This is a genomic window from uncultured Oscillibacter sp., from assembly GCF_910579365.1.
GTDB lineage: Bacteria > Bacillota > Clostridia > Oscillospirales > Oscillospiraceae > Oscillibacter.
This window is the reverse complement of record NZ_CAJTUX010000006.1, coordinates 1-25,106: the sequence shown is the minus strand read 5'-3', so window position 1 is coordinate 25,106 and position 25,106 is coordinate 1. Positions and strand designations below refer to the sequence as shown.

Here is a 25,106-nt window from a genome sequence, read left to right as displayed (position 1 = left end):
GAAAAGCGGCGGCGCGGAATGTTCCGCGCCGCCGCTGGTATTTAGGAAGCCTCCGGTTCTTATTTGTAGAGCGCGGGCTTCTCCATGGTCTCCACCTTCAGGAACTGAGAGGTGCCACGGGAGGCGTTCAGCGCGTCGCCGGCCACGCAGGCGACATAGCCGTCCCACGAGGAGGGGCCGGTGAGCTTGCCGGCGTGGACGGACTCCACCCACTTGCAGAACTCGATGTCATAAGCCTCGATGAAGCGCTCCTTCCAGTCGGTCATGATGGGCATGGACTCGGCGGGATTCAGGGAGTCCCAGCCGGCGGGACGGGAGCGGCGGACCACAGCATAGGGGTCGGGCAGCTTCACGGTGCCGTTCTCGCAGACCACCTCGCACTGGATGTCATAGCCGTAGCCGTCAGCCACCTGGACCTCCACGTCGATGAAGCAGCCCTTCTTGGTGCGCATCAGCATGACCTGGGGGTTGTCATAGCCCTTGTCGGAGTTGGCGGACTGGCGGACCTTGACGCACTGAACATCCTCGTACTCGTCGTCCAGCAGCCAGCGGCAGATGTCCAGCTCGTGGATGGCCACGTTGGTCACGCCGTTTTCGGTTTTGAAGCCCGGGCCCTGAGCCACGTTCCGGTGGCAGGCCTTGATGACCAGGGGCGCGCCGATCTCGCCGGAGTCGATGATGCGCTTCATCTCCGCGTAGCCCCGGTCATAGTGGCGCATGAAGCCCACCTGGACCAGCCGTTTGCCGATCTCCAGCTCCCGGTTGATGATCTCCTCGCAGTCCTTGGCGTTCTGGCTCAGGGGCTTCTCGCAGAAGCACCACTTCTCCTCCGCCAGGGTCTTCATCACATAGTCGTGATGGGTGGGGTCGATGGAGGTGATGACGACGGCCTCCACCTCGGGGTCCTTAATCATGCCGTCGCAGTCGTTTCCATAGGATTTGATGCCGTATTTGGCGGCGGTTTCGTCGGCGGCGGCGGCCACATAGTCGCTGACGGCCACGACGGTGGCGCCGGGGACGGTTTCGATGATGCGGCGGCAGTGGTCCTTGCCAATGGCGCCGCAGCCGATGATGCCGATTTTCAGAACCTTATCCATGATAATCAACCTTCCTTTTTGTGTTTGCGGGGGCCGCCGCTCAGGGCGGCCCCTCTTAGAAACTTAGTACTTCCGGGCCTCGTCCCGGCCGGCCTTCACGCCTTCCCAAGCCTTCCGGACGCTCTCCTTCTCGGACACATCGGCAAGACCCACGTTCCACCAGGACTCATAGCCGTCGGTCATGGTCTTGGGGATAACCTTCAGGTCGAAGAGGCAGGCCACGGTCTGCTTCTTCGCGTCTTCCAGGGCAGCCTCCAGCTCGGCGATGGTCTTGCAGGTGTAGGACTTCAGGCCATAGCCCTCGCCGATCTTGGCATAGTCCACGGGAATCAGGTCTCCGCAGGGCTTCTTGCCGTCGGTGTAGCGGAACTCGGTGGCCAGGCTCCCGATGCCGTGGTTCATCTCCAGGTTGTTGATGCAGCCGAAGCCGCAGTTGTCAAAGACCAGAATGTTGACCTTCTGCTTCTCCTGCATGATGGTCATGATCTCGCTGTGGAGCATCTGGAAGCTGGAGTCGCCCACCACGCAGTAAACCTCGTTCTCCGGCTCGGCGAATTTTACGCCGAGAGTCGCCGCGACTTCATAGCCCATGCAGGAATAGCCGTACTCGGCGTGATAGCCGCCCCGCTTGTCGGTGGTCCACATCCGCTGCATGCAGCTGGGGAGAGACCCGCCGGCGGTGATGATGGTGGCGTCCTCGTCGATCACCCGCCGGATGGCCGCCAGGGCGGCGGTCTGGGTGATCTTGCCGTCCGTCAGCTTCACGAACTCGGGAACCGTGCGGGGGTCCCGGGCCTTGATGATGGGCTCGAAACCGTCGCCGGTGTACTCGATGCCCGCCAGACGCTTCATCTCCTCGTCCCAGGCGGCCTTGGCCTTGGTGATCTCATCCGTATAGGCGGAGACATAGCCCTTGGCCCGGAGCTTCTCCGCCAGGGCCTTGACCGTAACCTTCGCGTCGCCAACGGCCTTTACCGCGTCCATTTTGTAGGCGTGGAAGCGGCAGTTGTTGATGGTGACGAACTTCACGTTCTCATTCCGGTACAGCCGCTTGGAGCTGGTGGTGAAGTCGCTGAGGCGGGAACCGATGGCGATGACCACATCCGCGTCCTTGGCGATGACATTGGAGGCGTAGGTCCCCGTCACGCCGATGCCGCCCAGGCAGTAGGGATGGCTGGACTTGCAGGCGCTCTTGCCCGCCTGAGTCTCGCCAAAGGGAATGTGGAACTCCTCGCAGAACTGCTCCACGGTCTCCCCCGCGTCGGAGTAGCGCACGCCGCCGCCCACGATGACCAGGGGCTTCTTGGCCTTGGAGATGATTTCCGTGATGTCCTCCAGCTCCTCCTCCACGGCCGCGGGCCGGGTGATGCGGTGGACCCGCTTCTCAAAGAAGTAGGTGGGGAAGTCGTAGCTCTCGCCCTCCACGTCCTGGGGCAGGGCGATGCAGCACGCGCCGGTCTCGGCGGGGTCGGTGAGAACCCGCATGGCGTTGATGAGGGCGGTCATGACCTGCTCGGGGCGGGTCACCCGGTCCCAGTACTTGCACACGGGCTTGAAGGCGTCGTTGGTGGAGACGGCCAGGCTGCTGCTCTGCTCCAGCTGCTGGAGCACCGGGTCCGGCTGGCGGGAGGCGAAGGTGTCCGCCGGGAAGACCAGCAGGGGGATGTTGTTGACCGTGGCGGTGGCGCAGGCGGTGACCATGTTGGCCGCGCCGGGGCCCACGGAGGAGGCGCAGGCGATGATCTGCTTGCGCCCGTTCTGCTTGGCAAAGGCGATGGCCGTGTGGCACATGCCCTGTTCGTTCCGGCCCTGCATGACCTTGAGGCCGCCGGGGTTGCTGTCCAGGGCCTCGCCCAGGCCCACGGCGATGCCGTGGCCGAAGATGGTGAAAAAGCCCTTTACGAACTTGGTCTCCACGCCGTCCATAGAGACGTACTGGTTATCCAGGAATTTGACAATGGCCTGGGCCGTCGTTAAGCGAATGGTTTCCATTGGAAAGACCTCCTTAAAATCTTATCCCTGATAGATGTGCTCGTTGGCGTCGCTCTTCCAGAGCCACGCGTGCTCCTCGTCGTCGATGCGGGTCTTCAGCCAGGGGTCCCCCTCCAGGTGCCGGATGCCCCAGGCGTAGCACATGGCGTAGCCCGGCGCGGCGGTCTGAGAGTGGAAGCCGCTGGTGATGACGGCCAGACCGTTCTGGCCGGTCTTGTAAATCTCGCCGTTGGCAAAGCCCGCGCCAAAGCCCTGGGGATAGTCAAAGCGGTAGAAATAGACCTCCGGCTGGGGATGGTGGTGAGGGGGATAGGAGGACCACTTGCCGGGGTGGTTCAGCACCTCGCCCAGGACCATGTTGGAGAAGGGGGCATTGTCATGGTCAAAAAAGGTCTTGATCTCCCGCTCCATGCAGCCCAGAAGCTCGCCGTTGCAGCCGGCGTGCTGGGTCTGCACGGTATCCGGGGTGTACATGACAGCCTCGAAGGGCTTGTCGTTCAGAGTCTTTTGAATGTAGAGTTCGCTGTGGGCGTGGGCGGTGAGGGTGATCTTCTCGCCCCGGCCCGCCAGGAGGCAGTACGCCTCGTGGTGGAAGCAGTCGGGGCGGTCGGCCTCCACGGTCTTCCCGGCCCAGGCGTAGGTCACCTTTCCGGCGAAGAGGAGGACGGCGATTTCCTTTTCCGCCTCCTCAAAGGTAAAGACGTCGCCGGGCTCCATCACCAGGAGGCCCACGTCCATCTGGGTGCCCATATCGTCCGCGGCGGCGTCGATATAGGAATTGTAGCCCTGCTTAAGCTCCTCGTTCTTGCTGAAATAGGTCATTGGAATCATCTCCATATCCGAGCGTTTTTGGGGGAAGGGACCATAGGGGCGGCAGACTGCCGCCCCTACAGGGGGATCATCAATCAAACCGCGGCGGTATCAAAGGCCGGTGTGCTCCTTGATGTACTTGCGGCCCTTCATGGCGTATTCCAGGGGATTGGCCTTGGCGGGGTCCTGCTCGGCCTCCACCAGCAGCCAGCCCTGATAGCCGGCGTCCGCCAGCACCTTGAACACGGGGTCAAAGTCCACATCGCCGTCGCCGGGAACCGTGAACGCGCCGCTGCGCACGGACTGGAGGAAGCTCCAGTTGTTCTTCCGGGCCTCTTCCACCACCGGCAGGCGCATGTCCTTCAGATGGACGTGGCCCACCCGGTCCACGTACTTCTTCAGCATGGTCAGGGGGGCCTCCCCGGCGAAGGTGAAGTGGCCGGTGTCATAGCAGAGGAACACGTACCGGGGATCAGTGTTGGCCATCATGCGGTCCGTCTCCTCGCTGGTCTGGACCACGGTGCCCATATGGTGGTGGAAGCAGAGCTTGAAGCCCCGGTCCGCCGCGACCTTGCCCAGCTTGTTGAGCCCGTCGCAGAACCAGGCCCACTCGGCGTCGTCCATCACGTGCTTGTGCCCGCCGGTGAGGACGGGGGTGTCCATCTGGCCCTGGATGGAATAGCTCTGCTCGCTGACGTTGATGCGGTTGGCCCCCACGGCGGCCAGGAAGTCCAGATTGGCCTTGAAGTCCTTCTCCTCCTCCTCAAAGGGGCGGGTCAGGATAAAGGAGGAATACCAGCGGCTGGCAATGCGCATGCCCCGGAGGTCCAGAGCCTTTTTCAGCTCCGCGGGGTCCGTCGGGTATTTGTTGCCGATCTCGCAGCCGGTGAACCCGGCCAGAGCCATCTCGCTGACGATCTGCTGGAAGGTGTTCTCGGCGCCGAGCTCCGGCATATCGTCGTTGCACCAGCCGATGGGCGCGATGCCCAGGGAAACGTTTTTGGGATCAAACATGGGAAGCGACCTCCTTGAAATTATTGGCATTCCGGGGCTTGGAGAGCCCCCGGGGGTTAGAGAGGGAAACCGCTGGAGGGCAGGATGCCCCGCAATCGTTTTCGCTAGGTTAAAATTAGCACTTTTCCCTTGAAAAATCAACGGTTTTTCTCTACCTTTCGAAAATTTTCCGATTTGGCCAAAGGCTTATATCCTTTTTTTGCGCTTTGACGGAAGGGACTTGAAAATTCACGCAAACGTTCACAACTGCACGCGGATTCACCAGCGGTCCACCCAGCCCACGGCGCCGTTTTCCTCCGCGGCGAAGGGCTCGGGAAAGGTATCGGAGGCCAGCATCTCCCCCCGGATGGCGGCGGAGAGGTCCGGCACCGTCTCCGGTCCGTAGGCGGCGAAGGCGGCGCTGTCCATGAGAACGGCCCCCGCCCGCTGCATATCCTCCAGGTTCACCCGCTGAATTTCCTCCGTCTGGGAGGAGCAGCAGTCCGTCAGCACCACGGTGTTGTACTCCAGGGCGATGGCGTCGTAACAGGTGGTGCGGACGCAGTTGGGGGTGGTGGTTCCCGCCAGGATCACCGTCCGCACGTCCAGACGGCGGAGAATCAGGTCCAGCTCCGTCTGGAAAAAGGCGCTCCACCGGGGCTTGATGATGGTCCAGTCCCCCGGCTGGGGGCGGAGCCCCTCCGGCGCCTGGGCGCTGTTGGGCCCGGAGGAGGCCGGGGTGCAGGCGTGTCCCCCTGCCTTCCAGGCGGCGTAGCGGGTGAGCTCCACGTCGCTGCCGTCGGCGCGGTAGATGCGCTTGACGAAGAAGACGGGGATGCCCTTGCTCCTGGCCAGGTCCAGGGCGTGGACGCAGGCGGGGACGGTGGCCTGGGCCCCCCGGATGCAGTGGCCGCCCCGGCGGTCCACAAAGCCGTTTTCCATGTCGATGAGCAGCAGGGCCGAACGGGTGGGATTGGCTTTCATGGCGATACTCCTTTCTTTTCGCCCGGGGAGGGGCGCGCGGCGCCCTCCGCTTTTTCAAACACGTGAACCCGGAAGGAGGTCCGAACCTCCAGCCGCTCCAGCGCGGCCAGGCGCTCCGCTCCGGCGCGGGGGGTCTTCCAGAAATAGGGGGTCATGCGGAAGAGGTTTTGAATGGCCTCCCTCCCCTCCAAGAGGATGGAGCCGTCCACCGAAAGAATCTCCCGGTAGACGAAGCCCTCGTAAGGCGTCTCCCGCTCCTCGTTGGGATAGGGGCGGTCGTAGAGAATTTCCTTCATCTCCCAGAGATGCCGGGGGCCGGGAACCACATAGACAAACCGCCCCCCAGGCTTCAGCACCCGCCAAAACTCCTCCAGCGCCAGGGGAGAAAAGCAGTTCAGCAGCCCGTCCACGCTGCCGTCCGCCAGAGGCAGGCGGTAGGAGGACGCCACGGCGAAGGCGATCTCCCGCCGCCGCTTTCCGGCGGAGCGGAGGGCCAGCTTGGAAATGTCCGTCCCCGCCATGCAAGGACGTTTCCCGGCGGCGCGCAGGGCGTCATAGACTCCGGCGGTGTAGTATCCCTCGCCGCAGCCCGCGTCCAAAATGGCCGGCGCGTCCCCCGGCAGGGTCAGAAACTGATTGCAGATCGTATTCAATAAGGACTTGTAATACCCTTTGGAAAGAAACTCCCGCCGGGCAAGCACCATCTCCCGGCCGTCGCCGGGGAGGACGGAGTGCTTTTGGTTGGGAGGCAGGAGGTGGACGTAGCCCTCCCGCGCCAGGTCGAAGCTGTGTCCTTCGGGGCAGCGGAGGGCGCTTCCCTCCCGCTCCAGGGGCCGGGCGCAGAGGGGGCAGCGGAAGAGGCTCATGCTTCCTCCCCTCCCGTCACGTCGTTGATCCACCTTCCGCTCCGCACCCGCCAGAGGCAGAGGGGGAACTTGACCACGCTCTCCAGCTGGATGGCGCAGGCGATGGGCCAGCACCCCAGCTTGAAAACCAGGGCCGCCAGGGCCGTCACAGGGAGGCAGACCACCCACTGCGGGCCGATGTCCAGCGCCGTGGCCCAGAACACGTCCCCGCCGGAGCGGAGGACGCCGGTGACGGCGGAGATGGCGCAGGCGTGAAGGGGAATGGCGGCAAAGCCCATGACGGCCAGAGCCGTGGCGATCTCGGCGGAGAGGCCGAAGAGCTTGAACATGGGGAAGATCACCGGCACGAAGAGCAGGGGCACCAGGGCGATGGAGAAAACCGCCAGTACCGTTCCCACCAGGACGGAGAACCAGATGAGGGTCCGGCTCAGGTCCATGACCTGGGCCCGGCTCCGCCCCTCGCCGATGGCCTTGCCCACCATCACCGCCGTGGCGGCTCCCAGGCCGAAGCAGACCACCAGGAACAGCCGGTTCAGGTTGCCCATGACGGCGTTGGCCGCCAGCATTTCCACGGAGTTGTCCGTATAGCCCAGGATGACGGTGAGCATGGAGTTCCCCAGGCCCCAGGCCGTCTCGTTCAGGACCACCGGAGAGGCGTATTTCACAAAGCGGCGCATCATGTCCACGCCCGGATGGAAAAACAGCCCCAGGTGCAAAGGGATGGTGCGGCTGCGCAGGGCGCACACCGCGCAGATGACAAACTCGCTCACCCGGGCCAGCAGCGTGGCGATGGCGGCCCCGGCCACCCCCAGGGCGGGGAAGCCCCCGTTGCCGAAGATCAGAAGATAGTTCAGCCCGGTGTTTAAAATGGTGGAAAAGCCGAAGAGCTTCATGCCGAAGGCCGGGTTCTCCACGCTCCGCTGGGCGCTGACATAGAGGGAGGAGAGCATGTTGAAGACATAGGAAAAGCCGATGACCCGGAGATAGGGTCCCCCCAGAAGGCTGAGCTCATGCTTGTTGGAGAGAAGGTCCATCACGGGCACCGGGAAGAGGAAGAAGACCAGCGCCAGGGTCAGGGTGACGGCCGTTCCGATCAGGGAGGAGACCCCCAGGGCCCGGCTGACGCTCTTCTCGTCCCCCTTCCCCCAATACTGGCTCACCAGGATGCCCAGGCCGCTTTGAAAGCCGAAGACGATGCTGATGAGGAGGAAGACAGGGACGTTGGCGGTGGTGACGGCGGCCATCTCGGCGTTCCCCAGGCGGGAGACCATGAAGGTGTCGATGAGGCCCAGGGAGAAGGTGATGAGGTTCTGGAGAATCATGGGCAGGGAGAGCTGGAAGAGCCGTTTGTAAAAGCCCGGCTCACGGCGGAGAAATGAAAGCATGGCGCACCTCACAGCATGGGCATTCGGGTATCGTGGTATTGGCGCAGCGCCTGGACGCAGGCGTCGATTTCCGCCTCCGTGGTCTCCGGGCCGAAGCTCAGGCGGATGACCCCGGCGGCCACCCGCTTGGGCAGCTTCAGCGCCGCCACCACGTGGCTGGGTTTGCCCTGGTGGCAGGCGGAGCCGGCGGAGATGCAGATGTCCTGGGCGCCCAGGGCGTTAACCGTGTTCTGGCTGGGCCAGCCCGCCAGGGACAGCGCCAGAATGTGGGGCGCCGTTCCCGCCCCCACCCGGACCATGTCCGGAATGGCCAGCAGCCGCTCTTCCGCATAGGCCCGCAGCGCCGCCAGATGGGCCCTGTCCTGGTCCAGCCGCTCCATCCGCAGAGCCGCCGCCTTGGCGAAGCCCGCGACCTGGGCCGTGGCCTCGGTGCCGGAGCGAAGGCCCCGCTCCTGCCCGCCGCCGGCCAGGAGGGGCCGGGGATTCTTCACCCGGGGACCGATGTACAGCGCGCCCACGCCCTTGGGTCCGCCGATCTTGTGGGCGGAGACCGTAACCAGGTCCGCCCCCAGCCGCCGGACGGAAAAGGCGGTGAGCCCCTGAACCGCGTCGGTGTGGAGAAGGGTCCTGGGGTTTCGGGCCGGAAGGCCCCCGGCGATCTCCTCGACGGGGTAAACGGTTCCAAGCTCGTTGTTCACCAGCATGACGGAGACCAGCGCCGTGTCCGGCCGCACGGCCTCCAGCACCTGCTTTGCGGTGATATGGCCGTCCTGGTCCGGGGCGATGTAGGTGACCTCGCAGCCGTCCCGCTCCAGCCATTTGCAGCACTCCAGCACCGCGCTGTGCTCCACCGCCGTGGTGACGATGTGCCGTCCCATATGCCGGTTCTGCCACGCGGCGGCCCGAAGGGCCCAGTTGTCCCCCTCCGTGCCGCAGGAGGTGAAATACAGCCGCTCCGGCGGGCAGTCCATGGCGGCGGCCACGGCGGCGCGCCAGCTCTCCGTCCGCTTCTTCATGTCCAGGCCCAGGGGATACTGGGCGCTGGGGTTGCCGTACTGTCCGGCCAGCACCTCGTACACCGCCTGCGCCACGGGCTGGGGGACGGGGGCGGTGGCGGCGTGGTCCAGATAGATCATGCTCAAAAACTCCTTTCGCCGGGTCTTGCCCTGAAGGGGGTGTATCCGGTATAATGGGGCATACCAGGCCATTATAAAGGCTAATTTCGCAAAGCGCAAGGAGAATCTGAGCATCTATGAAAGTCGCCATCTACACCCTCGGCTGCAAGGTGAACCAATACGAGACCCAGGCCATGGAGCAGGAGCTTCGGGCCAGGGGGCACGAGACCGTCCCCTTCGGCCGGGAAGCAGACGTCTATGTCGTCAACACCTGCTCCGTCACCGCCGCCAGCGACCAGAAGTCCCGCCAGATGATTCACCGGATCCGCCGGGAGCATCCCGAGGCCCTGGTGGCCGTGTGCGGCTGCTGGTCCCAGACCCACCCGGAGGACGCCCGGACCCTGGGGGCCGACGTGCTTTCCGGCTCCGGGGACCGGATGGGCTTTCTCCACCTGCTGGAGCGGGCGGCGGCGGAGAAAAGGCCCCTGGAGTCCATGGACTGTGCCCTGGTCCGGCGCGGCTTCGAGTGGCTGCCCGCCGGTGGGCTGGAGGGCCGGACCCGGGCCCTTTTGAAGGTGGAGGACGGCTGCGCCAACTTCTGCTCCTACTGCATCATCCCCTATGCTCGGGGTCCCGTGCGGTCCCTGCACATGGGGGAGGCGGCGGTCCAGGCGGCGGAGCTGCGGGCGGCGGGATACCGGGAGATCGTCCTCACCGGCATCGAAATCTCCTCCTGGGGCCAGGACCTCCACCAGGGGCTGACCCTGATTGACCTGCTGGAGGCCGTCAGCGCTGCGGCTCCCGGCGTGCGCCTCCGCCTGGGCAGTCTGGAGCCCCGGACCATTACGGAGGAGTTCTGCCGCCGGGCCGCCCTTCTGCCGGACCTGTGCCCCCAGTTTCACCTCTCCCTCCAGAGCGGGTGCGACGCGACCTTGAAGCGGATGCGCCGGAAGTACGACACCGCCCGGTATCTCCAGTCCGTGGAGCTGCTGAACCGCCATTTCCGCCGTCCCGCCGTCACCACGGACCTGATTGCCGGCTTCCCGGAGGAGACGGACGGGGAGTTCGAGGCCACCTTGGCCTTCATCCGGCGGTGCGGTTTCGCCCGGATGCACATCTTCCCCTACTCTGTCCGCCCCGGCACTCCTGCGGCGGAGATGCGGCAGGTGCCCAAGGCCGTCAAGGCGGAGCGGGCCCGCCGGGCGGCGGAAGCGGCCAAGGAAATGTGCCGGACCTATCTGGAGGGCTGCGTGGGCCAGCGGTATGAGGTGCTGTTTGAGCAGCCCGCCGGAGACGGCCTCTTCCTGGGCCACGCCCCCAATTACGCGGAGGTGCAGGTGGAAGGCGAGGCGCTGCACAATGCGGTCCGCCCCGTGCGGATCACCGGCACGGACGGAGAGATTCTGTTTGGCCGGATGGAGGAGTGAGACGATGAGAAGTCACTTTTTTGCCTACATCTCCCGGATGCGGTTCATCCAGCGCTGGGCGCTGATGCGCAACACCGCCCCGGAAAACGTCCAGGAGCACAGCCATCAGGCCGCCGTCCTGGCCCACGCCCTGGCGGTGATCCGCCGGGAGAAGTTCGGCGGCGGCGCGGACCCGGGTCTGGTGGCCGCGGCAGCGCTGTACCACGACGCCAGCGAAATTCTCACCGGCGACATGCCCACCCCCATCAAGTACGGCAACCCCGCCATCCGCAGCGCCTATAAGGACGTGGAGGCGGTGGCGGCACAAAAGCTGCTGGCCATGCTGCCCCCGGAGCTCCAGGGGGCCTACGCCCCCATCCTCACCGATGTGGACCCGGAGGTGGAGCGGCTGGTGAAGGCGGCGGACAAGCTCTCCGCCTACATTAAATGCGTGGAGGAGCTGAAAGCGGGCAACGCGGAGTTTCGGGAGGCCGCCGCCCAGACCCGCCGGGCCCTGGAGGACTTCGGCCTCCCGGAGGTGCGCTATTTCCTGGAGACCTTTCTGGAGAGCTTTTCCCTGACGCTGGATGAGCTGAAATGATTTGCCCGGGGTGCAATGTCATGAACCGCCCCTACGGGGTATTCCGCCGGCAGAAAAGCCCCGCGGCTCCGCCAGCCTCATGATATTGGCCGGAGGCGGGAACATTTTCCCAGCCCCCGCCGTCTAAACAGACAACACGCGATTTGGAGGGACGATTTATGAAACGACTGCTTTCCCTGACGCTGGCCGCCGCTCTGCTGGCGGCGCTGGCCCTGCCCGCCGCGGCGGCGGAGGAATCCCAGGACGCCCGTCTGGCCAAGGTCACCCAGGCGGTGAAAACGGCGCTGAATCTAAACACGGACGATTACGAGACCTTCCGAGGGGGCCTGTCGGAGGGGCTGACCCCCCTGTGGGACCTGAGCTGGGAGGGAGAGCGCCGTTCCCTCTCCGCCGGCGCGCTGGAGGACGGAACCCTTGTCAGCCTCTACCGCTGGGAGTACGATCCCACCCCCGACAGCGGCCGCTCCTTCCCCGCCTTCCCCGAAAAAGCGGGGGCGGCGGACCGGACCGCCGCAGAGGATTTCCTGGCCCGGGTGCTCCGACAGGGGGAAACCGTGGAGCTGAAGGACACGGAGGGCGGCCTCTCTCTGCAAAGCTCCACCGGAAGCCGGTGGTCCGGGACCATCTTCCTGAATGGCCTGCCCTCCCCGCTCCATTACTCGATCCAGGTGGAGAACGGCGTGGTGAAGCACTTTGACCGGGACGTGCCCGAGGGCTCCGGCATAGGCGGCGTGCCCTCCGCCGAGGCTGCGGCGAACGCCGCCCAGGCCCGGGAGGACCTGGAGGAGACCCTGAAGCTCCGGCTGGAGTACGTTCTGGAAAAGCCCGGCGATGCCCGGGCGGTCCTCCGCTACGTGCCGGAACAGGGCGCGCATACCTTCCTGACAGACGCGAAGACCGGGGAGCTTCTGGACCTGACGGAGCTGGAGGCGAAGATGGACCAGGGCTATGCCCGGACCGCCGGAGGGGGGGACAACGCCGCGCCCACGGCCAAGTCCGAGATGGCTGCCGACGAGGGAGGCCTTACCCGGGCGGAGCAGGAGGGCGTCCGCCAGATGGAGGGGGTCCTCTCCCAGGAAGAGCTGGACAAGGCCGTCCGGACAGAGAGCGCCTACGGCCTCCGGGGATACGCCCTTACCGGCGCGTCCTATGCGAGCGTTCCCGAAAAGGACGGAGACGCGGGCCGGGTCACCTGCACCCTGCGCTACGCCCGGACGGACGATGGCGAGCGCCTGAGCCGGAACATCACCGTGGACGCCAAGACCGGGGCGGTGGAGTCCGTCTGGTCCTCCGCCCCCTGGGGCCGGGAGCGGACGCTTACGGAGGAGGAGGCCCTGCAAAAGGCGGAGGCCTTCCTGAAAGCCTTCCGCCCGGAGTGGGACGTGACGCTTTACCGGCAGGACAGCGGCGTCCAGCCCCTTCGGGAAGCCAGCAGGCCGGACTGGCCGTTCACCTTCGCCCGGAAGGTCAACGGCCTGCCCTTCCCGTCCAACGCCGTGTCCCTCAGCGTCGACACGTCGGACGGCTCCGTCTACGCCCTCTCCTTCTCCTGGGACGAGGACATGGTCTTTGACGAGGCCCGGGGGCTGGTGTCCATGGAGACGGCTCTCTCCGCCTGGGCGGGGACCTATGAGACGGCGCTGGCCTATCGGAACGTGCCCCAGAAACTGGACAAGGCCGATCCGGCCCAGGCGAAGCTGCTGGAGCAGGGTATGGAATACTACTACGCCCTCCGCCTGACCTATGGTCTGGAGCGGCAGGAGAGCTATGAGGGCGTGGACGCCAAGAGCGGCGCCCCCGTCCGGACGGAGAGCGGCAGCGTCCGGGAGCCTCTTTGCTATACGGACCTGGCGGGAAGCGGCGAGCAGGCCGACATCGAGAAGCTGGCGGAGTACGGCGTGGGGTATCGGACGGACAAGTTCCGCCCCGGCAAGACCATTACCCAGTGGGAGCTGGTGTGTCTGGTCTCCAGCCTCCGGGGCGGGGCCCTGGACCCGGAGGCCGTGGAGAAGGAAAACCGGGAGAGCGCCTATTACGAGTCCTACCGCTTGGGGCTCCTCCGTCCGGCGGAGCGGGACGACGAAGCCGTCCTCACCCGGGCGGACGTGGTGCGGATGCTGCTGGACGCCGCGGGCTACGGTCCCGCCGCCCGGCTGCGGGGCGTCTTTACCTGCGCGTACGCCGACAAGGACGCCATTCCGGCGGAGGAGCTGGGCTACGCCGCCCTGGCCCAGGCCCTGGGCATGGTTTCCGGCAGTTACGCCGGCACCCGGTCCGCCACTCGGGGAGAGGCGGCCTCCATGCTCTGCCGGGTGCTGGAGCGGGGAATGTGAACTGAGGGAAACGCGAAAGGGACTGCCGGAAGGCAGTCCCTTTTCTTCTATGTCTCACACGCTCAAAATTTCCGCCAGGGCCGTCAGGGCCTCCTCGGCGTCGCTCCCCTCGGCGCTGAGTTCCACCGGCCCGCCGTCCTGCATCAGAGAGAGGAAGCCCAGAAAGCTCTTCGCGTTGACGCTGTGCTCTCCCCGTGTGATGGAGATGTAACAGGAATAGCCGCTGGCCGCCTTGATGAAGCTGGTGGCGGTGCGGTCCAGAAGGTTTTCCGGGATTCGAACTTCAACTGTGCGTTTCATGTGCCCACTCCGTTTCCATGAGATAGTTGAAAATTAGTATACCATGCTTCTTGTCCCTTGCCAATTTTTATTAAATAAGTTTTAAGCGCAATCCGCATTTTTGTCGTCTCCTCAAAAAAGGCTCAGATTGGCGGGGCCGAAATTGTAAAAAATTCTTAATATTTTTGTCATGCCGAATGACGTAGGAACTTCGACGCGCGGAAAAAGCGCCGGGTATCCTCTCCCCGCCAGGAAACCGCCGCCGCCAGCGGCCCTGGGGGCGGTTCGGAGTGGGCGGATGTTTCGGAGAGGAGAGGGAAATGCTTCCCTTCCAGAGAAAATTTGAAAAAGGGCTTGACTTTGGCAAAAGCTCTGGTATAATAACTACTGTTCTTCTTTGGAGGACGTCACAATTGCATCGGTGGAGCAATCGGCAACGATGGAGAAGTCGCCTAGTTGGTCGAGGGCGCATGATTGGAAATCATGTAGGCCCCTAAAGGGTCTCGAGGGTTCGAATCCCTCCTTCTCCGCCAAAAGGCAAGCCCCTTGGTATCAGGTGAAAGCCTGTCATACCAAGGGGTTTGGTCTTGTTTTCTCCGCCTCATCCTCGCGCGTCCCTGCGCGGTCTTAATGAAGCCTGTAAAAACGATCAAAAGCCCTTCTCCATGAGCCTGGCTGCCCCAGAGATGACGTCCTCGCGGACACGGGTATAGATATCCGCCGCCAGCCGGGAGCTGGGCGCGCCGCTTGATTAAAAGAAGTCCGTTGTCTCAAACATCTCTTCGTAAGACGTGATATAATAATCCGCCAGGCGCCGCAGTTCCTCCTGTTCCGGCTCCGAGGGGTCGTACACCGCCGCCACCCGGAAGCCCGCCGCCTTGGCGGTCTGCACGGCGTGGAGAGCGTCTTCAAACACCACGGTATCCTTCTTGTTGGACCGGAGGCGGCGCATGGCCCGCTCATAGATCTCCGGCCCCTCCCGCTTGGTCTGCCCCGCTTCCCGGCTGGTGATGATTCCCCGGAAATAGCCGTCAATCCCCGCGTGACGGAGCGCCGCCTCCACCAAGGGGCGGTCCGTGGCCGTGGCCACGTACATCCACACTCCCTCCATTTTCAAAAGAGAGAGGAACTTCACCACACCGGGCTTGGGCTCCACGTGGTTCTGATAAAAATCCTCGATCTGACCCCAGACTTCGGATACCAGCTCGTCCACCGTGCCGGGGAGGCCGCAGACCTCCTTACAATAGGCGGTGCCCTCCCACAGCCCCAGAGAGGCTACCTGGCGGTCCAGGTCCGCCGGGGCCTCCGCGCCGTGGTTTTTCGCCAGGACGCTGCCCAGCGTGCGCCACATGCCCATGGAGTCCAGCAGCGTGCCGTCCATATCAAAAATTGCGCTTTGCAGTCTCAAGATGCCATGCTCCTTCCTCTTAGGTGTCCTGAAAAAAACAGCCCGCAGGCGGGACGCCGAAGCCGGACGGGTTACTCCGGCAGCTGGACAAGCCCCGACTCCAACAGCTTTTGCAGGCTCATCAAAATGCCCAGCTTGGCGTGATACCAAGTCAGCCCGCCCTGAAAGTACACCGCGTAAGGCGGGCGGATGGGCCCGTCCGCCGAGAGCTCGATGCTGCTGCCCTGGACGAAGGCCCCGGCGGCCATGATGACCTCGCTCTCATAGCCCGGCATGGCCCAGGGCTCCGGCGTGACATAGCTGTCCACCGGAGCGGCGGCCTGGATGCCCTTGCAGAAGGCCACCATGGCCTCCCGGCTGCCCAGCGTAACGGCCTGGATGATGTCGTGCCGGTTCTCCGAAGCGTTTGGCACGCAGGCAAAGCCCAGGCGCTCGTAGATGTTGGCGGCGAAAATGGCCCCTTTCAGCGCCCCGGCCACCACCGTGGGCGACAGAAACAGCCCCTGATAAAAGGCGGGCATCAGCCCCAGGTTGGCCCCTACCTCCTGCCCCAGGCCCGGGGCGGAGAGCCGGTAGGCGCAGCGCTCCACACACTCCCTGGCGCCGCAGATGTATCCGCCGATGGGGGCCAGGCCCCCGCCGGGGTTCTTGATGAGGCTGCCCACCACCATGTCCGCCCCCAGGTCCGAGGGCTCCATGGTCTCCACAAATTCGCCGTAACAGTTGTCCACCATGACCTTCACGTCCGGCTTCACAGACTTGCAGAAGGCGATGAGCTCCCCGATCTGAGCGACGGAGAAGGTGGGCCGGGTGGCGTAGCCCTTGGAGCGCTGGATGGTGATGAGCTTGGTCCGGGGGCTGATTTGGGAGCGGATGGCGTCATAGTCAAAACCGCCGTCCGCCAGCAGGTCCGCCTGCCGGTAGGCGACGCCGTATTCCTTCAAAGAGCATTTGCTCTCCCGAATGCCGATGACCTCCTCCAGCGTGTCGTAGGGAGCCCCCACGGGGGAGAGCAGCTCGTCCCCCGGCAGAAGGTTGGCGGAGAGGGCCACGGCCAGCGCATGGGTGCCGCAGGTGATCTGGGGCCGGACCAGGGCGGCCTCCGTGTGGAAGACGCCGGCGTAGACCCGCTCCAGATTGTCCCGGCCCTCGTCGTCATAGCCGTAGCCGGTGGTGGCGGCGAAGTGGGCGGCGTTGACCCGGTTTTTCTGCATGGCGGTCAGGACCTTGGCCTGGTTGTACTCCGCCGTGCGGTCCACCGCCTCGAACCGGGGGCGAAGGGCGGCCAGCACGGCCTCGCCGTATTCATAGACCCGGCGGCTGACGCCCAGGGTCTCGTAGATGGTTTCTAACTCCATGGGGTTCTCCTTTTGTGTGGTTTCAGGGAGTTGACACGGGGATATGGAAACAGTATTATAATGAACACACGAAGGCGCCGCAGGCAAGCGGGAGTCCGAGTAAGCGAGGGGCTAAAGCAGAGCTTTAGAAACCGTCACCGGCCAGGGTGGCGGTTTTTGTGTTTCACCATGACCTCCGCCGCAAAGGCGCTGGTATGTCGTGTGATCCGCAGCGGCCTCATCTCCCGTTCGGAGGGGTCCATTCCGCCGGCCGCTCTTTACGGCGTCTTCAGGCACCTCAGAATATCATACCACAGGACAAAATGCAAGCCCCGCCCTTCGAAAACGGCGGGGCTTGCGTTTTGAGGGAAAACCGTGTAAACTATTCCAAGCAGAACAGGAAGGACCGGAGAGGAGGGACCCGGATGCCCAGCGTCTTGATTCACACGGCGGATGAGAGCGTCACCCTCACCGCCCAGGCCGCCCGGCGGCTCATTGAGCGGGGGGACGGAGACGCCGCCCTTTTATACCTGGCCCTCCTGCGCCACCATGGGAACACGCCTCCCCGCTCTCTGGCGGGGGAACTGCGGTGGGACCGGGGGCGCATCGAGGCGGCGGAGGCCGTCCTCCGGGACCTGGGCCTCGTCGCCCCCCAGGAGACGCCTCTGGAACCCGCCGACGAGCCCCCGGTTTACCAGCGGGCCGAGGTGGCGGAGCGGCTGGAGCAGAACGAGGAGTTCCGCCGCCTGACCGCCGAGGTGGAGCGCCGCCTGGGCAAGCGGCTGACCATGCCGGACACCGGGACGCTGCTGGGACTGTACGATTATCTGGGCCTCCCCGCCGACGTGATCTATCTTCTGGTGTGCCACTGCGCGGAGCGGGTGGCCCGGCGCTTCGGCGAGGGACGGCGGCCCACCCTCCGCCAGATTGAGCGGGAGGGCTACGCCTGGGCCCGCCGGGGCATCGACACCCAGACCGCCGCCGCCGAGTACCTCCGGAAGTACGCGGAGCGGCAGGGGACGCTGCCGCTGTATATGCGGGCGCTCCAGCTGGGGGACAGGCCCCCGGCGGCCAGCGAGGAGAAGTACCTCCTCCAGTGGCAGGAGTGGGGCTTCGCGCCGGAGGCGGTGGCCCTGGCCTATGACAAAACGGTGCTGAAGTGCCACGAGTTCAAGTGGTCTTACTGCAATGGCATCCTCCGGCGCTGGCACGAGGCGGGCCTCCACACACTGGAGGAGGTCCAGCAGCGGGACGGCCGCCGCCAGCCGCCTCCCCCGACCCAGAAGGGCGAGGGCAACGCCTGGATGCGCAAGTACATCGAACAGCGGGAGAAAGGAGTATGACCAGTGGCCTACGAGGGAAAGATTCTGCGCCGGGCCGCGCAGCGTTTTGACGAGGACCGCCGGCGGCGGGAGGAGAACTTCCGCCGCCGGCGGGAGGGCGTGCTCCGCCGCCAGCCCCGCCTGGGGGAGATTGACGCGGAGCTCCGTTCCACCATGAGCCGCCTGATCTCCGGGGCTCTGCGCCAGGGGGCGGACCCCGGTCCGGCGGTGGAGGCGCTGAGAATGCAGAATCTGGGCCTCCAGGAGGAGCGGCGGCTGCTTCTGCGGCAGATGGGGCTGCCGGAGGACTGCCTGGAGGAGAAGCCCGCCTGTCCCCTCTGCGGAGACACGGGATACCGCGGCGGCGGCATGTGCCGCTGCTTCCGCTCCTACTGCGCCCGGGAACAGCAGAAGGAGCTGAGCCGGATGCTGGACCTGGGGGGCCAGAGCTTTGAGACCTTCTCCCTGGAGTGGTACGACCAGGAGGGAAGCCCGGAGCTGGGCATCTCCCCCCGGGAGAATATGGACTGGATTTACCGCACCTGCCGGCGCTACGCCGCCTCCTTCGGCCCCGGCAGCGGCAGTCTCCTCTTCACCGGGGACCCGGGGCTGGGAAAGACCTTCCTCTCCGCCGCCGTCGCCCGGGAGGTCAGCGGCGAGGGCTTCTCCGTGGTGTACGACACCGCCGTCCACATCTTCGACCGCTTCGAGGCCCGGAAGTTTGGCCGGGAGGCCGGGGAGGAGATTGACGCCGACGTGGAGCGGGTGCTGGACTGCGACCTGCTGATTCTGGACGACCTGGGCACGGAGATGACCACGCCCTTTGTCCAGAGCGCCCTGTACACCATCGTCAACGGACGGCTTTTGAACCGGCAGCCCTCCATCCTCAGCACCAACCTGAAGCTGGAGGAGCTTGCCCGCCGGTACGGCGCGCAGACCGCCTCCCGCCTGGAGGGGGAGTATCAGGTCCTGCCCTTCTTTGGGGAGGATATCCGGAAGCTGAAGCGGGAGCGGCGGTAGGGCCGCCGTCCCCGTCAAAAAGCGCCCCTGGCCCACTCCCGGCCCAGAAGCAGCAGCGCCGCCCCGGTCAGGGCCCAGCCAAAGACGCAGGAGAGCCAGAACCGGCTCCCGCCCAGGTCCCACAGGGCCGCCCCCAGTACCGTGGCGGAGAGAATCCGGGGAAAGCTCCCCAGCAGTCCCCCGGCGAAATAGGGTCCCCAGGGCGTTCCCGCCGCGCCCAGGTACAGGCTGAGGAGGTCCCCCGGCAGCAGCCCCGCCAGCCGGAGGAGAAACACCTGCCGCCCCGGCCTGCGGCCTATCTCCAGCGTGCTCAGCCGGGGACAGCGCCGCCGCAGGGCGGCAAGACCCTCCCGCTGCCGCCGGCCCAGGAGATAGGGCGCGGCCTGCGCCGCCGCCACGCCGCAGACATTGGCCGCCAGTGCCGCCGGAAAGGGGAAGAGCAGCCCTGCCGCCGCCTCCAGAGCGGTGATGGGGAAAACCGCCGTCAGGCCCTTGACGGCGTAGAGAACCAGAAGCGCCGCCATGGCCAGCCCGGCCTGCTCCGGCGTCCAGGCGGCGATGGCCTCCGCCGTCAGCCACCGGCGGCAGGGCCACAGCGCCAGCCCCAGGGCCGCCCACAGCGCCAGGGGCCAGAGACGTTTCATCATGGTCGTCCTCCTTTCGCCGGTCTTCGCGGCAAGGGTAGTATGCCCCGAAAAAGCAGTCCGCGCCAAAGGGCGCGGACTGCTTTCTTGTAGAAATCCAGCCGCGGACCCGGCGAAGGGGTCCGCAGCGGAAAGAGAAGACCTGTTCCGTCCGGCGGTGCTTTCCCCCTTTAAGGGGAATCACCGCCGAAAGGGTATCTCACGAACGGGCTGCGCGATAGAGGAAGGTCACGATCTGGCCCCGGGTGCAGGTATCCGTGGGGGCGAAGGTATCGGCGGTCTTGCCGGAGGTAATGCCCTTCTCCACGGCCCAGGCCACGGCGGGCGCGTAATCCGCGTCCTTGTCCACGTCGGTGAACTGAATCTCCGTCTCGGCGGCAGGCTCTCCGGCCGCTTTCCAAAGATAGGTAACCGCCATTACCCGGGTGCAGGGAGCGCTGACGCTCTCGCCCTCGGCGATGAGCTTTTGCTCCACGGCCCACTTGCCCAGGGCGGCGGAGTCCGCCGTGCCCTCTTCGGCGCCGGGCTTTCCGTTGGCCCGCCACAGGAAGGCGAGGATGTGGGAGACAGAGCAGACGTCCCCGGGGCCGAAGGCAGTCTCGGTCTTGCCCTTGGTGATGCCCTCTTCCACGGCCCAGTCAATGGCGGCGGCGAAGGGGGAGTCCGCGGCCACGTCGGCAAACTTGGGGGCGGCGGGCGCTTCGGTTCTGGCGCCGGGTTTCACATTCTGCACCTGGTCCACGTTCTTCGCCTCGTCATAGGTCTCGGAGGCGTCGTAGTTAAATTCCAGCTCCGTGGTGATCTTATCGCTCTTGGGAATAAACCAGATGGCCCCGTCCAGGCTCATGGTGCACTCCGCCAGCAGCGTGGCGCCCTGGGGGACCTGGGCGGCCACATCCAGCTTGCCGTCCTGGTCAAAGAAGTACATGGTGCCGCAGTTGTTGGCGTCGGGGGTGATATCCTCGCCCTTCATCTTTTTGTTGGACCCGTTGTAGACCACCTTGCAGTCGATGTTGGGGCCCACACCGGCGTCGCCCGCCTTGGTGGCCATCTTGTAGTTCCAGCGGGAGGCGAAATACACGCCGTTCTCATCGGGCTTCAGCATGGTGCGGATTTCCTTGGTCTCGTCGGTGACGCCCTTGCACTCCTTGAAGTCCTGAATCAGCTGGACGGAGCCCGCGGGGGCCTCCGCCTGTTCCTGGGCGGCGGTGTCCAGGGGAACGGCGTCCACGTTCTTCGCCTCGTCCGGCTTGGCGTCCTTATACTGGAACTTCACGGCCATCTCCAGCCCCTCGGTCTTGGGCATGGCGATGACGGTCCAGTTCTCCAGGTCCACCTTGAACTTGGCGATCTTCTTGGCGCCGTCGGGGGCGCTCTCCGTGCTGGTCACCACCTTGCCGTCCTGCTCGAAGACGCTGACCTTCACGTCCTTCAGGCCCTCCAGCTTCAGGTCCTTGGTCTTGACCTTGTAGTCCTCGCCGTTGTAGGTGACGGTGAGGCTGATGTTCTCCACGTCGTACTTCCAGGGGGAGATGTAGTAGCCGCCCTCCACCTCGACGTAGGTGGCGGCGCCCTTGCCATCCTCCACGCCCTCGGTCTGGAAGTCGTGCTTGACTTTCATCTCCTCGGCCGTATAGATGGTGCTGGCGGAAGCGCCGGGAATCATGGCGCAGATCAAAACCAGCGCGAGAAACAGGGACAGGAACTTTTTCATAGGTATGCCTCCATTCGATTTTTTGGGGGGCGTTCCGCCGGTATCCCGTTGAATGACTCTTAGTATACCACCATAATTTGTCAGTTTCAACCCAGCCTCCGCCGAAATACAAACGTTTGCATTGTGTGTTTTCACGACAATTCCCGCCCTGCTTGCGCAAGAACCGGCGGGCCGCCCGCACCCAGGTACGAACGGTCCGCCGGTTCTCTTCATTTTCGGTCAGAAGTTCTCGATGATGTCCACCAGCTCCGCGCCGATGCGCTTCTGTGCCTCCTTGGTGCCCGCGCCGATGTGAGGCGTGCAGGAGACTGCCGCATGTGTGGCCAGGGCCCAATTGGGGTCCTTCTCGCTCATCCACACGTCCAGGCCCGCCGCCCGGACCTTGCCGGACTCCAGGGCCTCCAGCAGCGCCGCCTCGTCCACGTTGCTGCCCCGGGAGACGTTGACGATCACCACGCCGTCCTTCATCTTTCCCAGGCTCTCCCGGTCCACCAGGGGCCGCTCCCCGCCGGGGGCGCAGAGAATCAGCACGTCCGCCCCGGCGTACACCTCGTCCATGGAGACGAATTTCATGGTCTCGCACTCGCAGCCCTCCGGACGGTGAAGATGAACGGCGGAGAGGACGTTCATCCCCAGGGCCTGGCACTTGGCCCCCACCATCTGTCCGATGCGGCCGTAGCCCAGGACGCCGGCGGTCTTCCCCGCCAGCTCGAAGCCCTTGGAGTAGGCCTTCTTCTCCCACTTGTTCTCCCGCATGGTATGCCCGGCGATGGAGATGTTCCGGGCGCAGGAGAAGAGGAGGGCCATGGCCAGCTCCGCCACCGCGTTGGAGGAGGCCCGGGGGGTGTTCTTCACGGTGATGCCCGCCGCCTCGGCGTACTTCACGGCGATGTTGTCCACACCCACGCCGGCCCGGACGATGAGCTTCAGGCGGCTGCCCTTGGCGGCGTCGATCTGAGGCTCCTTGATCTTGGTGGCGGAGCGGATGATGACCGCGTCAAAGTCCCGCAGGGCGGGGCCCAGGGCGTCGGGCTCATAGAACTGCTCCACCACTTCACAGCCGTCCGCCCGGAGCTTCTCAATGGCGGAGGCGTCCATTCCGTCGGTAACCAATACGCGTTTTAACATGATACATTCCCCTTTCATTCGTTCTCGGTGCACCCCAGGGGCACCGACAGCGCAAGGGTACGCGCCCATTGGGGGATGGGCGCCCGGCTCAGGCGTGTTCTTTTTCGTATGTTTTCAGGAACTCCACCAGGGCCTCCACGCCCTCCTTGGGCATGGCGTTGTAGATGGAAGCCCGGAGGCCCCCCACGCTCTTGTGGCCCTTGAGGTTGTCGAAGCCCGCCGCCTTGGACGCGGCCACCACGTCGGCGTCCTGCTCCTTCGTGGGGGTGACGAAGGGCACGTTCATGAGGGAGCGGTCCTCCTTCCGCACGGCTCCGGTGAAGAGCTTGGACTGGTCCAGGAAGTCGTAGAGAATCTTCGCCTTCTCCTCGTTGCGTTTGTGCATCGCCTCCAGGCCGCCGTTGTCCAAGAGGTACTTGAAGACCTTGCCGCAGCAGTAGATAGCCCAGCAGTTGGGGGTGTTGTAAAGGGAGTCGTTGTCCGCGTGGGTCTTATAGCTCATATAGGTGGGGACGAATTTGGGCAGGTCGTCCCGGATCAAATCCTCCCGGATGATGACCACGGCCATGCCCGCCGGGCCCACGTTCTTCTGCACGCCGCCCCAGATGAGACCGTACTTCGAAACGTCGCAGGGCCGGGAGAGGAACATGCTGGACTGGTCGCTGACCAGGACCTTGCCCTTGGTGTTGGGCAGCTGGAAGAAGGTGGTGCCGTTGATGGTCTCATTCTCGCAGATATAGACGTAGTCGGCGTTCTCCGGAATGTCCAGGTCCGAGCAGTCCGGGATATAGGAGAAGTTCTTGTCCGCCGAGGAGGCGGCAATCTTCACCTCGCCGTACTTCTTGGCCTCGGCGATGGCCTTCTTGGACCAGGCGCCGGTCTCCACATAGCACCCCAGGCCGTTTTTCATCAGGTTCATGGCCACCATGGCAAACTGGACGGTACCGCCGCCCTGGATAAAGAGGACCTTGTAGTTATCGGGGATGCCCATAAGCTTGCGCAGGTCCGCCTCCGCCTCGTCCCGAATCTGCTGGAACACCTTGCTCCGGTGGCTCATCTCCATGACGCACATGCCGCTTCCACGGTAGTTCATCATCTCGGCGGCGATCTCCTCCAGAACCGGCTCCGGCATCATGGCGGGGCCGGCGGAGAAGTTATAGGTGCGGCCGTATTTCATAGCGGTTTCCTCCATTCAAATTTTCACAAATTCCGCCCCCCTGCGGGAGCGCTTTCCTGTTTATAGTATACAGGATTTTTTAAACGGAATCAACCGTCTTCCGGAATTTTCTCAAAAAAGGTGTACCTTTCTTCCGCATCCCCCTCTTGCATTCCGGTGAAAAACCTGTATACTGTATAGAGACTCCCCGCTCCGGCGGGGAACTGCGGAGGAATGGCATGACATTGGAGAGTATCAAACGGGATTTCCGGGCCCGGTGGGGCCTGATACTGCTGTACGCCAGGGCCCTGGGGAAGTGGATGCTGCTGGCCACGGCGGCGGGGGTCTCCTGCGGCCTGGTTGGAACGGCGTTTCACCTGGCCGTGGAGATCGCCACGGAGCTCCGGGGGGAGTTCCCCTGGCTGCTCTGCGGCCTGCCCCTGGCGGGCCTTGCCATCGTGGGGCTCTATAAGCTGCTGGGCACGGAGGGCCAGGGCACCAATGACATTTTCAACGAGGTTCACTCCGGGGGAACCATCTCCTTTCTGCTGGTTCCCGCCATCTTCCTGGGGACGGTGCTGACCCATCTCTGCGGCGGCTCCGCAGGACGGGAGGGGGCGGCCCTCCAGATGGGCGGGGCCCTGGGCTACCGGGCGGGCCGCCTCTTCGGCTTTGACGAGCGGGACCTCCGGGTCGCCACCACCACGGGCATGGCGGCCTTTTTCACCGCCCTGTTCGGCACGCCCCTGGCGGCGGCGGTGTTCTCCATCGCCGTGGTCAGCGTGGACGCCTTTTATCACGCCGCCTTTTTCCCCGCCCTCATCGGGGCGCTGGAGGCCTACGGCATTTCCCGCCTGCTGGGGGTGGAGCCCACCCATTTCACCGTGGAGGCCCCGGCCCTGGCCGCCGGACCGCTGGTCCAGGCGGGGATTCTGGCGGCGCTGTGCGGCCTCCTCTCCGTCCTCTTCTGCGGAACTATCCGCCTGACGGAGCACCAGCTCCAAAAACGGATTCCCTCCCCCTGGCTCCGGGCCTTCGCGGGGGGCTGCGCCGTGGTTATCCTGACCTGGCTCTGCGGCTCTGCGGACTACAACGGCGCGGGGATGCAGGTCATCGCCGCCGCCGTGGAGGAGGGGACGGCTCATCCCGCGGCCTTCCTGCTGAAAATCCTCTTCACCGCCGTCACCCTGGGCGCGGGGTTCAAGGGCGGGGAGGTGGTGCCCTCCTTCTTTGTGGGGGCGGCCTTCGGCTGCGCGGCGGGGCCGCTGCTGGGCCTCCCGGCCGGCTTTGCCGCCGCCCTGGGGCTGGTGTCCGTGTTCTGCGGGGCCACCAACTGCCCCCTGGCCTCCATCGCGCTGTCGGTGGAGCTCTTCGGAAGCGAGGGGCTTTTGTACTTCGCCCTGGCCTGCTGCGTCAGTTATGTTCTCTCCGGCTACGGCGGACTGTACTCCAGCCAGACCATCCTCCACTCCAAGCTCAAGGGGCGCTACATCAACGTACATACCAACGACGGCCC

The 25,106-nt window shown here is 64.9% G+C and carries 21 protein-coding genes and 1 tRNA gene; 7 read left to right on the top strand and 15 right to left on the bottom strand.

Features of this window, described 5'->3' with window-relative positions:
- Window positions 1-59: 59 nt before the first annotated feature.
- From QZ329_RS03140 to QZ329_RS03105, 8 genes are all read right to left on the bottom strand, one after another.
- A complete protein-coding gene (locus QZ329_RS03140) occupies window positions 60-1,097 on the bottom strand; it encodes a Gfo/Idh/MocA family oxidoreductase (RefSeq protein WP_295748238.1) in 1,038 nt (345 codons plus the stop codon).
- A gap of 63 nt (window positions 1,098-1,160) precedes the next feature.
- Window positions 1,161-3,089 carry a 3D-(3,5/4)-trihydroxycyclohexane-1,2-dione acylhydrolase (decyclizing) gene (iolD, locus tag QZ329_RS03135; protein WP_295748236.1) on the bottom strand — a complete coding sequence of 643 codons (1,929 nt, stop codon included), beginning with the start codon at window positions 3,087-3,089 and terminating at the stop codon, window positions 1,161-1,163.
- 21 nt (window positions 3,090-3,110) lie between these two features.
- Window positions 3,111-3,911, bottom strand: coding sequence for a 5-deoxy-glucuronate isomerase (locus QZ329_RS03130; protein ID WP_295748234.1), 801 nt, complete (start codon window positions 3,909-3,911; stop codon window positions 3,111-3,113).
- Between the two features lie 99 nt (window positions 3,912-4,010).
- Window positions 4,011-4,913, bottom strand: coding sequence for a myo-inosose-2 dehydratase (iolE, locus tag QZ329_RS03125; protein ID WP_295748232.1), 903 nt, complete (start codon window positions 4,911-4,913; stop codon window positions 4,011-4,013).
- A gap of 258 nt (window positions 4,914-5,171) precedes the next feature.
- Window positions 5,172-5,876 carry a cysteine hydrolase gene (locus QZ329_RS03120; protein ID WP_295748230.1) on the bottom strand — a complete coding sequence of 235 codons (705 nt, stop codon included), beginning with the start codon at window positions 5,874-5,876 and terminating at the stop codon, window positions 5,172-5,174.
- Window positions 5,873-6,742: a putative RNA methyltransferase gene (locus QZ329_RS03115; RefSeq protein WP_295748228.1), complete on the bottom strand. Its 870-nt coding sequence runs from the start codon at window positions 6,740-6,742 to the stop codon at window positions 5,873-5,875. The genes QZ329_RS03120 and QZ329_RS03115 overlap by 4 nt, the downstream gene beginning before the upstream one ends.
- Window positions 6,739-8,127 (bottom strand): MATE family efflux transporter, encoded by a 1,389-nt coding sequence (locus QZ329_RS03110; RefSeq protein ID WP_295748227.1) that lies wholly within the window; start codon window positions 8,125-8,127, stop codon window positions 6,739-6,741. The genes QZ329_RS03115 and QZ329_RS03110 overlap by 4 nt, the downstream gene beginning before the upstream one ends.
- Before the next feature lie 8 nt (window positions 8,128-8,135).
- Window positions 8,136-9,263: a cysteine desulfurase family protein gene (locus QZ329_RS03105; protein WP_295748225.1), complete on the bottom strand. Its 1,128-nt coding sequence runs from the start codon at window positions 9,261-9,263 to the stop codon at window positions 8,136-8,138.
- Between the two features lie 116 nt (window positions 9,264-9,379).
- Between QZ329_RS03105 and mtaB the strand changes: the two genes are divergently transcribed.
- From mtaB to QZ329_RS03090, 3 genes are all read left to right on the top strand, one after another.
- Window positions 9,380-10,669: a tRNA (N(6)-L-threonylcarbamoyladenosine(37)-C(2))-methylthiotransferase MtaB gene (gene mtaB, locus QZ329_RS03100; protein ID WP_295748223.1), complete on the top strand. Its 1,290-nt coding sequence runs from the start codon at window positions 9,380-9,382 to the stop codon at window positions 10,667-10,669.
- Between the two features lie 4 nt (window positions 10,670-10,673).
- Window positions 10,674-11,249 (top strand): 5'-deoxynucleotidase, encoded by a 576-nt coding sequence (yfbR, locus tag QZ329_RS03095; RefSeq protein WP_295748221.1) that lies wholly within the window; start codon window positions 10,674-10,676, stop codon window positions 11,247-11,249.
- A gap of 158 nt (window positions 11,250-11,407) precedes the next feature.
- Window positions 11,408-13,582, top strand: a complete 2,175-nt coding sequence (locus tag QZ329_RS03090; RefSeq protein WP_295748219.1) for a YcdB/YcdC domain-containing protein — start codon at window positions 11,408-11,410, stop codon at window positions 13,580-13,582.
- Window positions 13,583-13,636: 54 nt separating this feature from the next.
- On the opposite strand, the gene QZ329_RS03085 is transcribed toward QZ329_RS03090, so the two are convergent.
- Window positions 13,637-13,882: an HPr family phosphocarrier protein gene (locus QZ329_RS03085; protein WP_295748217.1), complete on the bottom strand. Its 246-nt coding sequence runs from the start codon at window positions 13,880-13,882 to the stop codon at window positions 13,637-13,639.
- Between the two features lie 420 nt (window positions 13,883-14,302).
- Here QZ329_RS03085 and QZ329_RS03080 point away from each other — a divergent pair.
- Window positions 14,303-14,394: transfer RNA gene (locus QZ329_RS03080), tRNA-Ser, on the top strand.
- Between the two features lie 218 nt (window positions 14,395-14,612).
- On the opposite strand, the gene QZ329_RS03075 is transcribed toward QZ329_RS03080, so the two are convergent.
- The gene (locus tag QZ329_RS03075) at window positions 14,613-15,269 is read right to left on the bottom strand and encodes an HAD family phosphatase (protein ID WP_295748216.1); all 657 of its coding nucleotides are present in this window, start codon (window positions 15,267-15,269) and stop codon (window positions 14,613-14,615) included.
- 71 nt (window positions 15,270-15,340) lie between these two features.
- Window positions 15,341-16,627 (bottom strand): methionine gamma-lyase family protein, encoded by a 1,287-nt coding sequence (locus QZ329_RS03070; RefSeq protein ID WP_295748215.1) that lies wholly within the window; start codon window positions 16,625-16,627, stop codon window positions 15,341-15,343.
- A gap of 404 nt (window positions 16,628-17,031) precedes the next feature.
- Here QZ329_RS03070 and QZ329_RS03065 point away from each other — a divergent pair, with 404 nt between their 5' ends.
- Window positions 17,032-17,949: a DnaD domain protein gene (locus QZ329_RS03065; RefSeq protein ID WP_295748213.1), complete on the top strand. Its 918-nt coding sequence runs from the start codon at window positions 17,032-17,034 to the stop codon at window positions 17,947-17,949.
- A gap of 3 nt (window positions 17,950-17,952) precedes the next feature.
- Window positions 17,953-18,948, top strand: coding sequence for an ATP-binding protein (locus tag QZ329_RS03060; protein WP_295748211.1), 996 nt, complete (start codon window positions 17,953-17,955; stop codon window positions 18,946-18,948).
- A gap of 14 nt (window positions 18,949-18,962) precedes the next feature.
- On the opposite strand, the gene QZ329_RS03055 is transcribed toward QZ329_RS03060, so the two are convergent.
- From QZ329_RS03055 to serC, 4 genes are all read right to left on the bottom strand, one after another.
- Entirely contained in the window at window positions 18,963-19,595 is a 633-nt protein-coding gene (locus QZ329_RS03055) for a VTT domain-containing protein (RefSeq protein WP_295748209.1), read from the bottom strand.
- Between the two features lie 196 nt (window positions 19,596-19,791).
- Window positions 19,792-21,306, bottom strand: coding sequence for an S-layer homology domain-containing protein (locus QZ329_RS03050; RefSeq protein ID WP_295748207.1), 1,515 nt, complete (start codon window positions 21,304-21,306; stop codon window positions 19,792-19,794).
- A 219-nt stretch (window positions 21,307-21,525) separates the two neighbouring features.
- Window positions 21,526-22,434: an NAD(P)-dependent oxidoreductase gene (locus QZ329_RS03045; RefSeq protein ID WP_295748205.1), complete on the bottom strand. Its 909-nt coding sequence runs from the start codon at window positions 22,432-22,434 to the stop codon at window positions 21,526-21,528.
- A gap of 88 nt (window positions 22,435-22,522) precedes the next feature.
- Entirely contained in the window at window positions 22,523-23,611 is a 1,089-nt protein-coding gene (gene serC, locus QZ329_RS03040) for a 3-phosphoserine/phosphohydroxythreonine transaminase (RefSeq protein WP_295748203.1), read from the bottom strand.
- Between the two features lie 218 nt (window positions 23,612-23,829).
- Here serC and QZ329_RS03035 point away from each other — a divergent pair.
- Window positions 23,830-25,106 (top strand): chloride channel protein (locus QZ329_RS03035; RefSeq protein ID WP_295748202.1); only part of this gene is annotated, 1,277 nt, incomplete at its 3' end.

Bases quoted from the DNA above. Each gene is read 5' to 3' on its own strand.
- QZ329_RS03085 (WP_295748217.1), bottom strand. From the start codon at position 13,882: ATGAAACGCACAGTTGAAGTTCGAATCCCGGAAAACCTTCTGGACCGC.
- QZ329_RS03070 (WP_295748215.1), bottom strand. From the start codon at position 16,627: ATGGAGTTAGAAACCATCTACGAGACCCTGGGCGTCAGCCGCCGGGTC.
- QZ329_RS03050 (WP_295748207.1), bottom strand. From the start codon at position 21,306: ATGAAAAAGTTCCTGTCCCTGTTTCTCGCGCTGGTTTTGATCTGCGCC.
- QZ329_RS03090 (WP_295748219.1), top strand. From the start codon at position 11,408: ATGAAACGACTGCTTTCCCTGACGCTGGCCGCCGCTCTGCTGGCGGCG.
- QZ329_RS03140 (WP_295748238.1), bottom strand. From the start codon at position 1,097: ATGGATAAGGTTCTGAAAATCGGCATCATCGGCTGCGGCGCCATTGGC.
- serC (WP_295748203.1), bottom strand. From the start codon at position 23,611: ATGAAATACGGCCGCACCTATAACTTCTCCGCCGGCCCCGCCATGATG.
- QZ329_RS03115 (WP_295748228.1), bottom strand. From the start codon at position 6,742: ATGAGCCTCTTCCGCTGCCCCCTCTGCGCCCGGCCCCTGGAGCGGGAG.
- QZ329_RS03130 (WP_295748234.1), bottom strand. From the start codon at position 3,911: ATGACCTATTTCAGCAAGAACGAGGAGCTTAAGCAGGGCTACAATTCC.
- QZ329_RS03045 (WP_295748205.1), bottom strand. From the start codon at position 22,434: ATGTTAAAACGCGTATTGGTTACCGACGGAATGGACGCCTCCGCCATT.
- yfbR (WP_295748221.1), top strand. From the start codon at position 10,674: ATGAGAAGTCACTTTTTTGCCTACATCTCCCGGATGCGGTTCATCCAG.
- mtaB (WP_295748223.1), top strand. From the start codon at position 9,380: ATGAAAGTCGCCATCTACACCCTCGGCTGCAAGGTGAACCAATACGAG.
- QZ329_RS03110 (WP_295748227.1), bottom strand. From the start codon at position 8,127: ATGCTTTCATTTCTCCGCCGTGAGCCGGGCTTTTACAAACGGCTCTTC.
- iolE (WP_295748232.1), bottom strand. From the start codon at position 4,913: ATGTTTGATCCCAAAAACGTTTCCCTGGGCATCGCGCCCATCGGCTGG.
- QZ329_RS03120 (WP_295748230.1), bottom strand. From the start codon at position 5,876: ATGAAAGCCAATCCCACCCGTTCGGCCCTGCTGCTCATCGACATGGAA.
- iolD (WP_295748236.1), bottom strand. From the start codon at position 3,089: ATGGAAACCATTCGCTTAACGACGGCCCAGGCCATTGTCAAATTCCTG.
- QZ329_RS03105 (WP_295748225.1), bottom strand. From the start codon at position 9,263: ATGATCTATCTGGACCACGCCGCCACCGCCCCCGTCCCCCAGCCCGTG.
- QZ329_RS03055 (WP_295748209.1), bottom strand. From the start codon at position 19,595: ATGATGAAACGTCTCTGGCCCCTGGCGCTGTGGGCGGCCCTGGGGCTG.
- QZ329_RS03065 (WP_295748213.1), top strand. From the start codon at position 17,032: ATGCCCAGCGTCTTGATTCACACGGCGGATGAGAGCGTCACCCTCACC.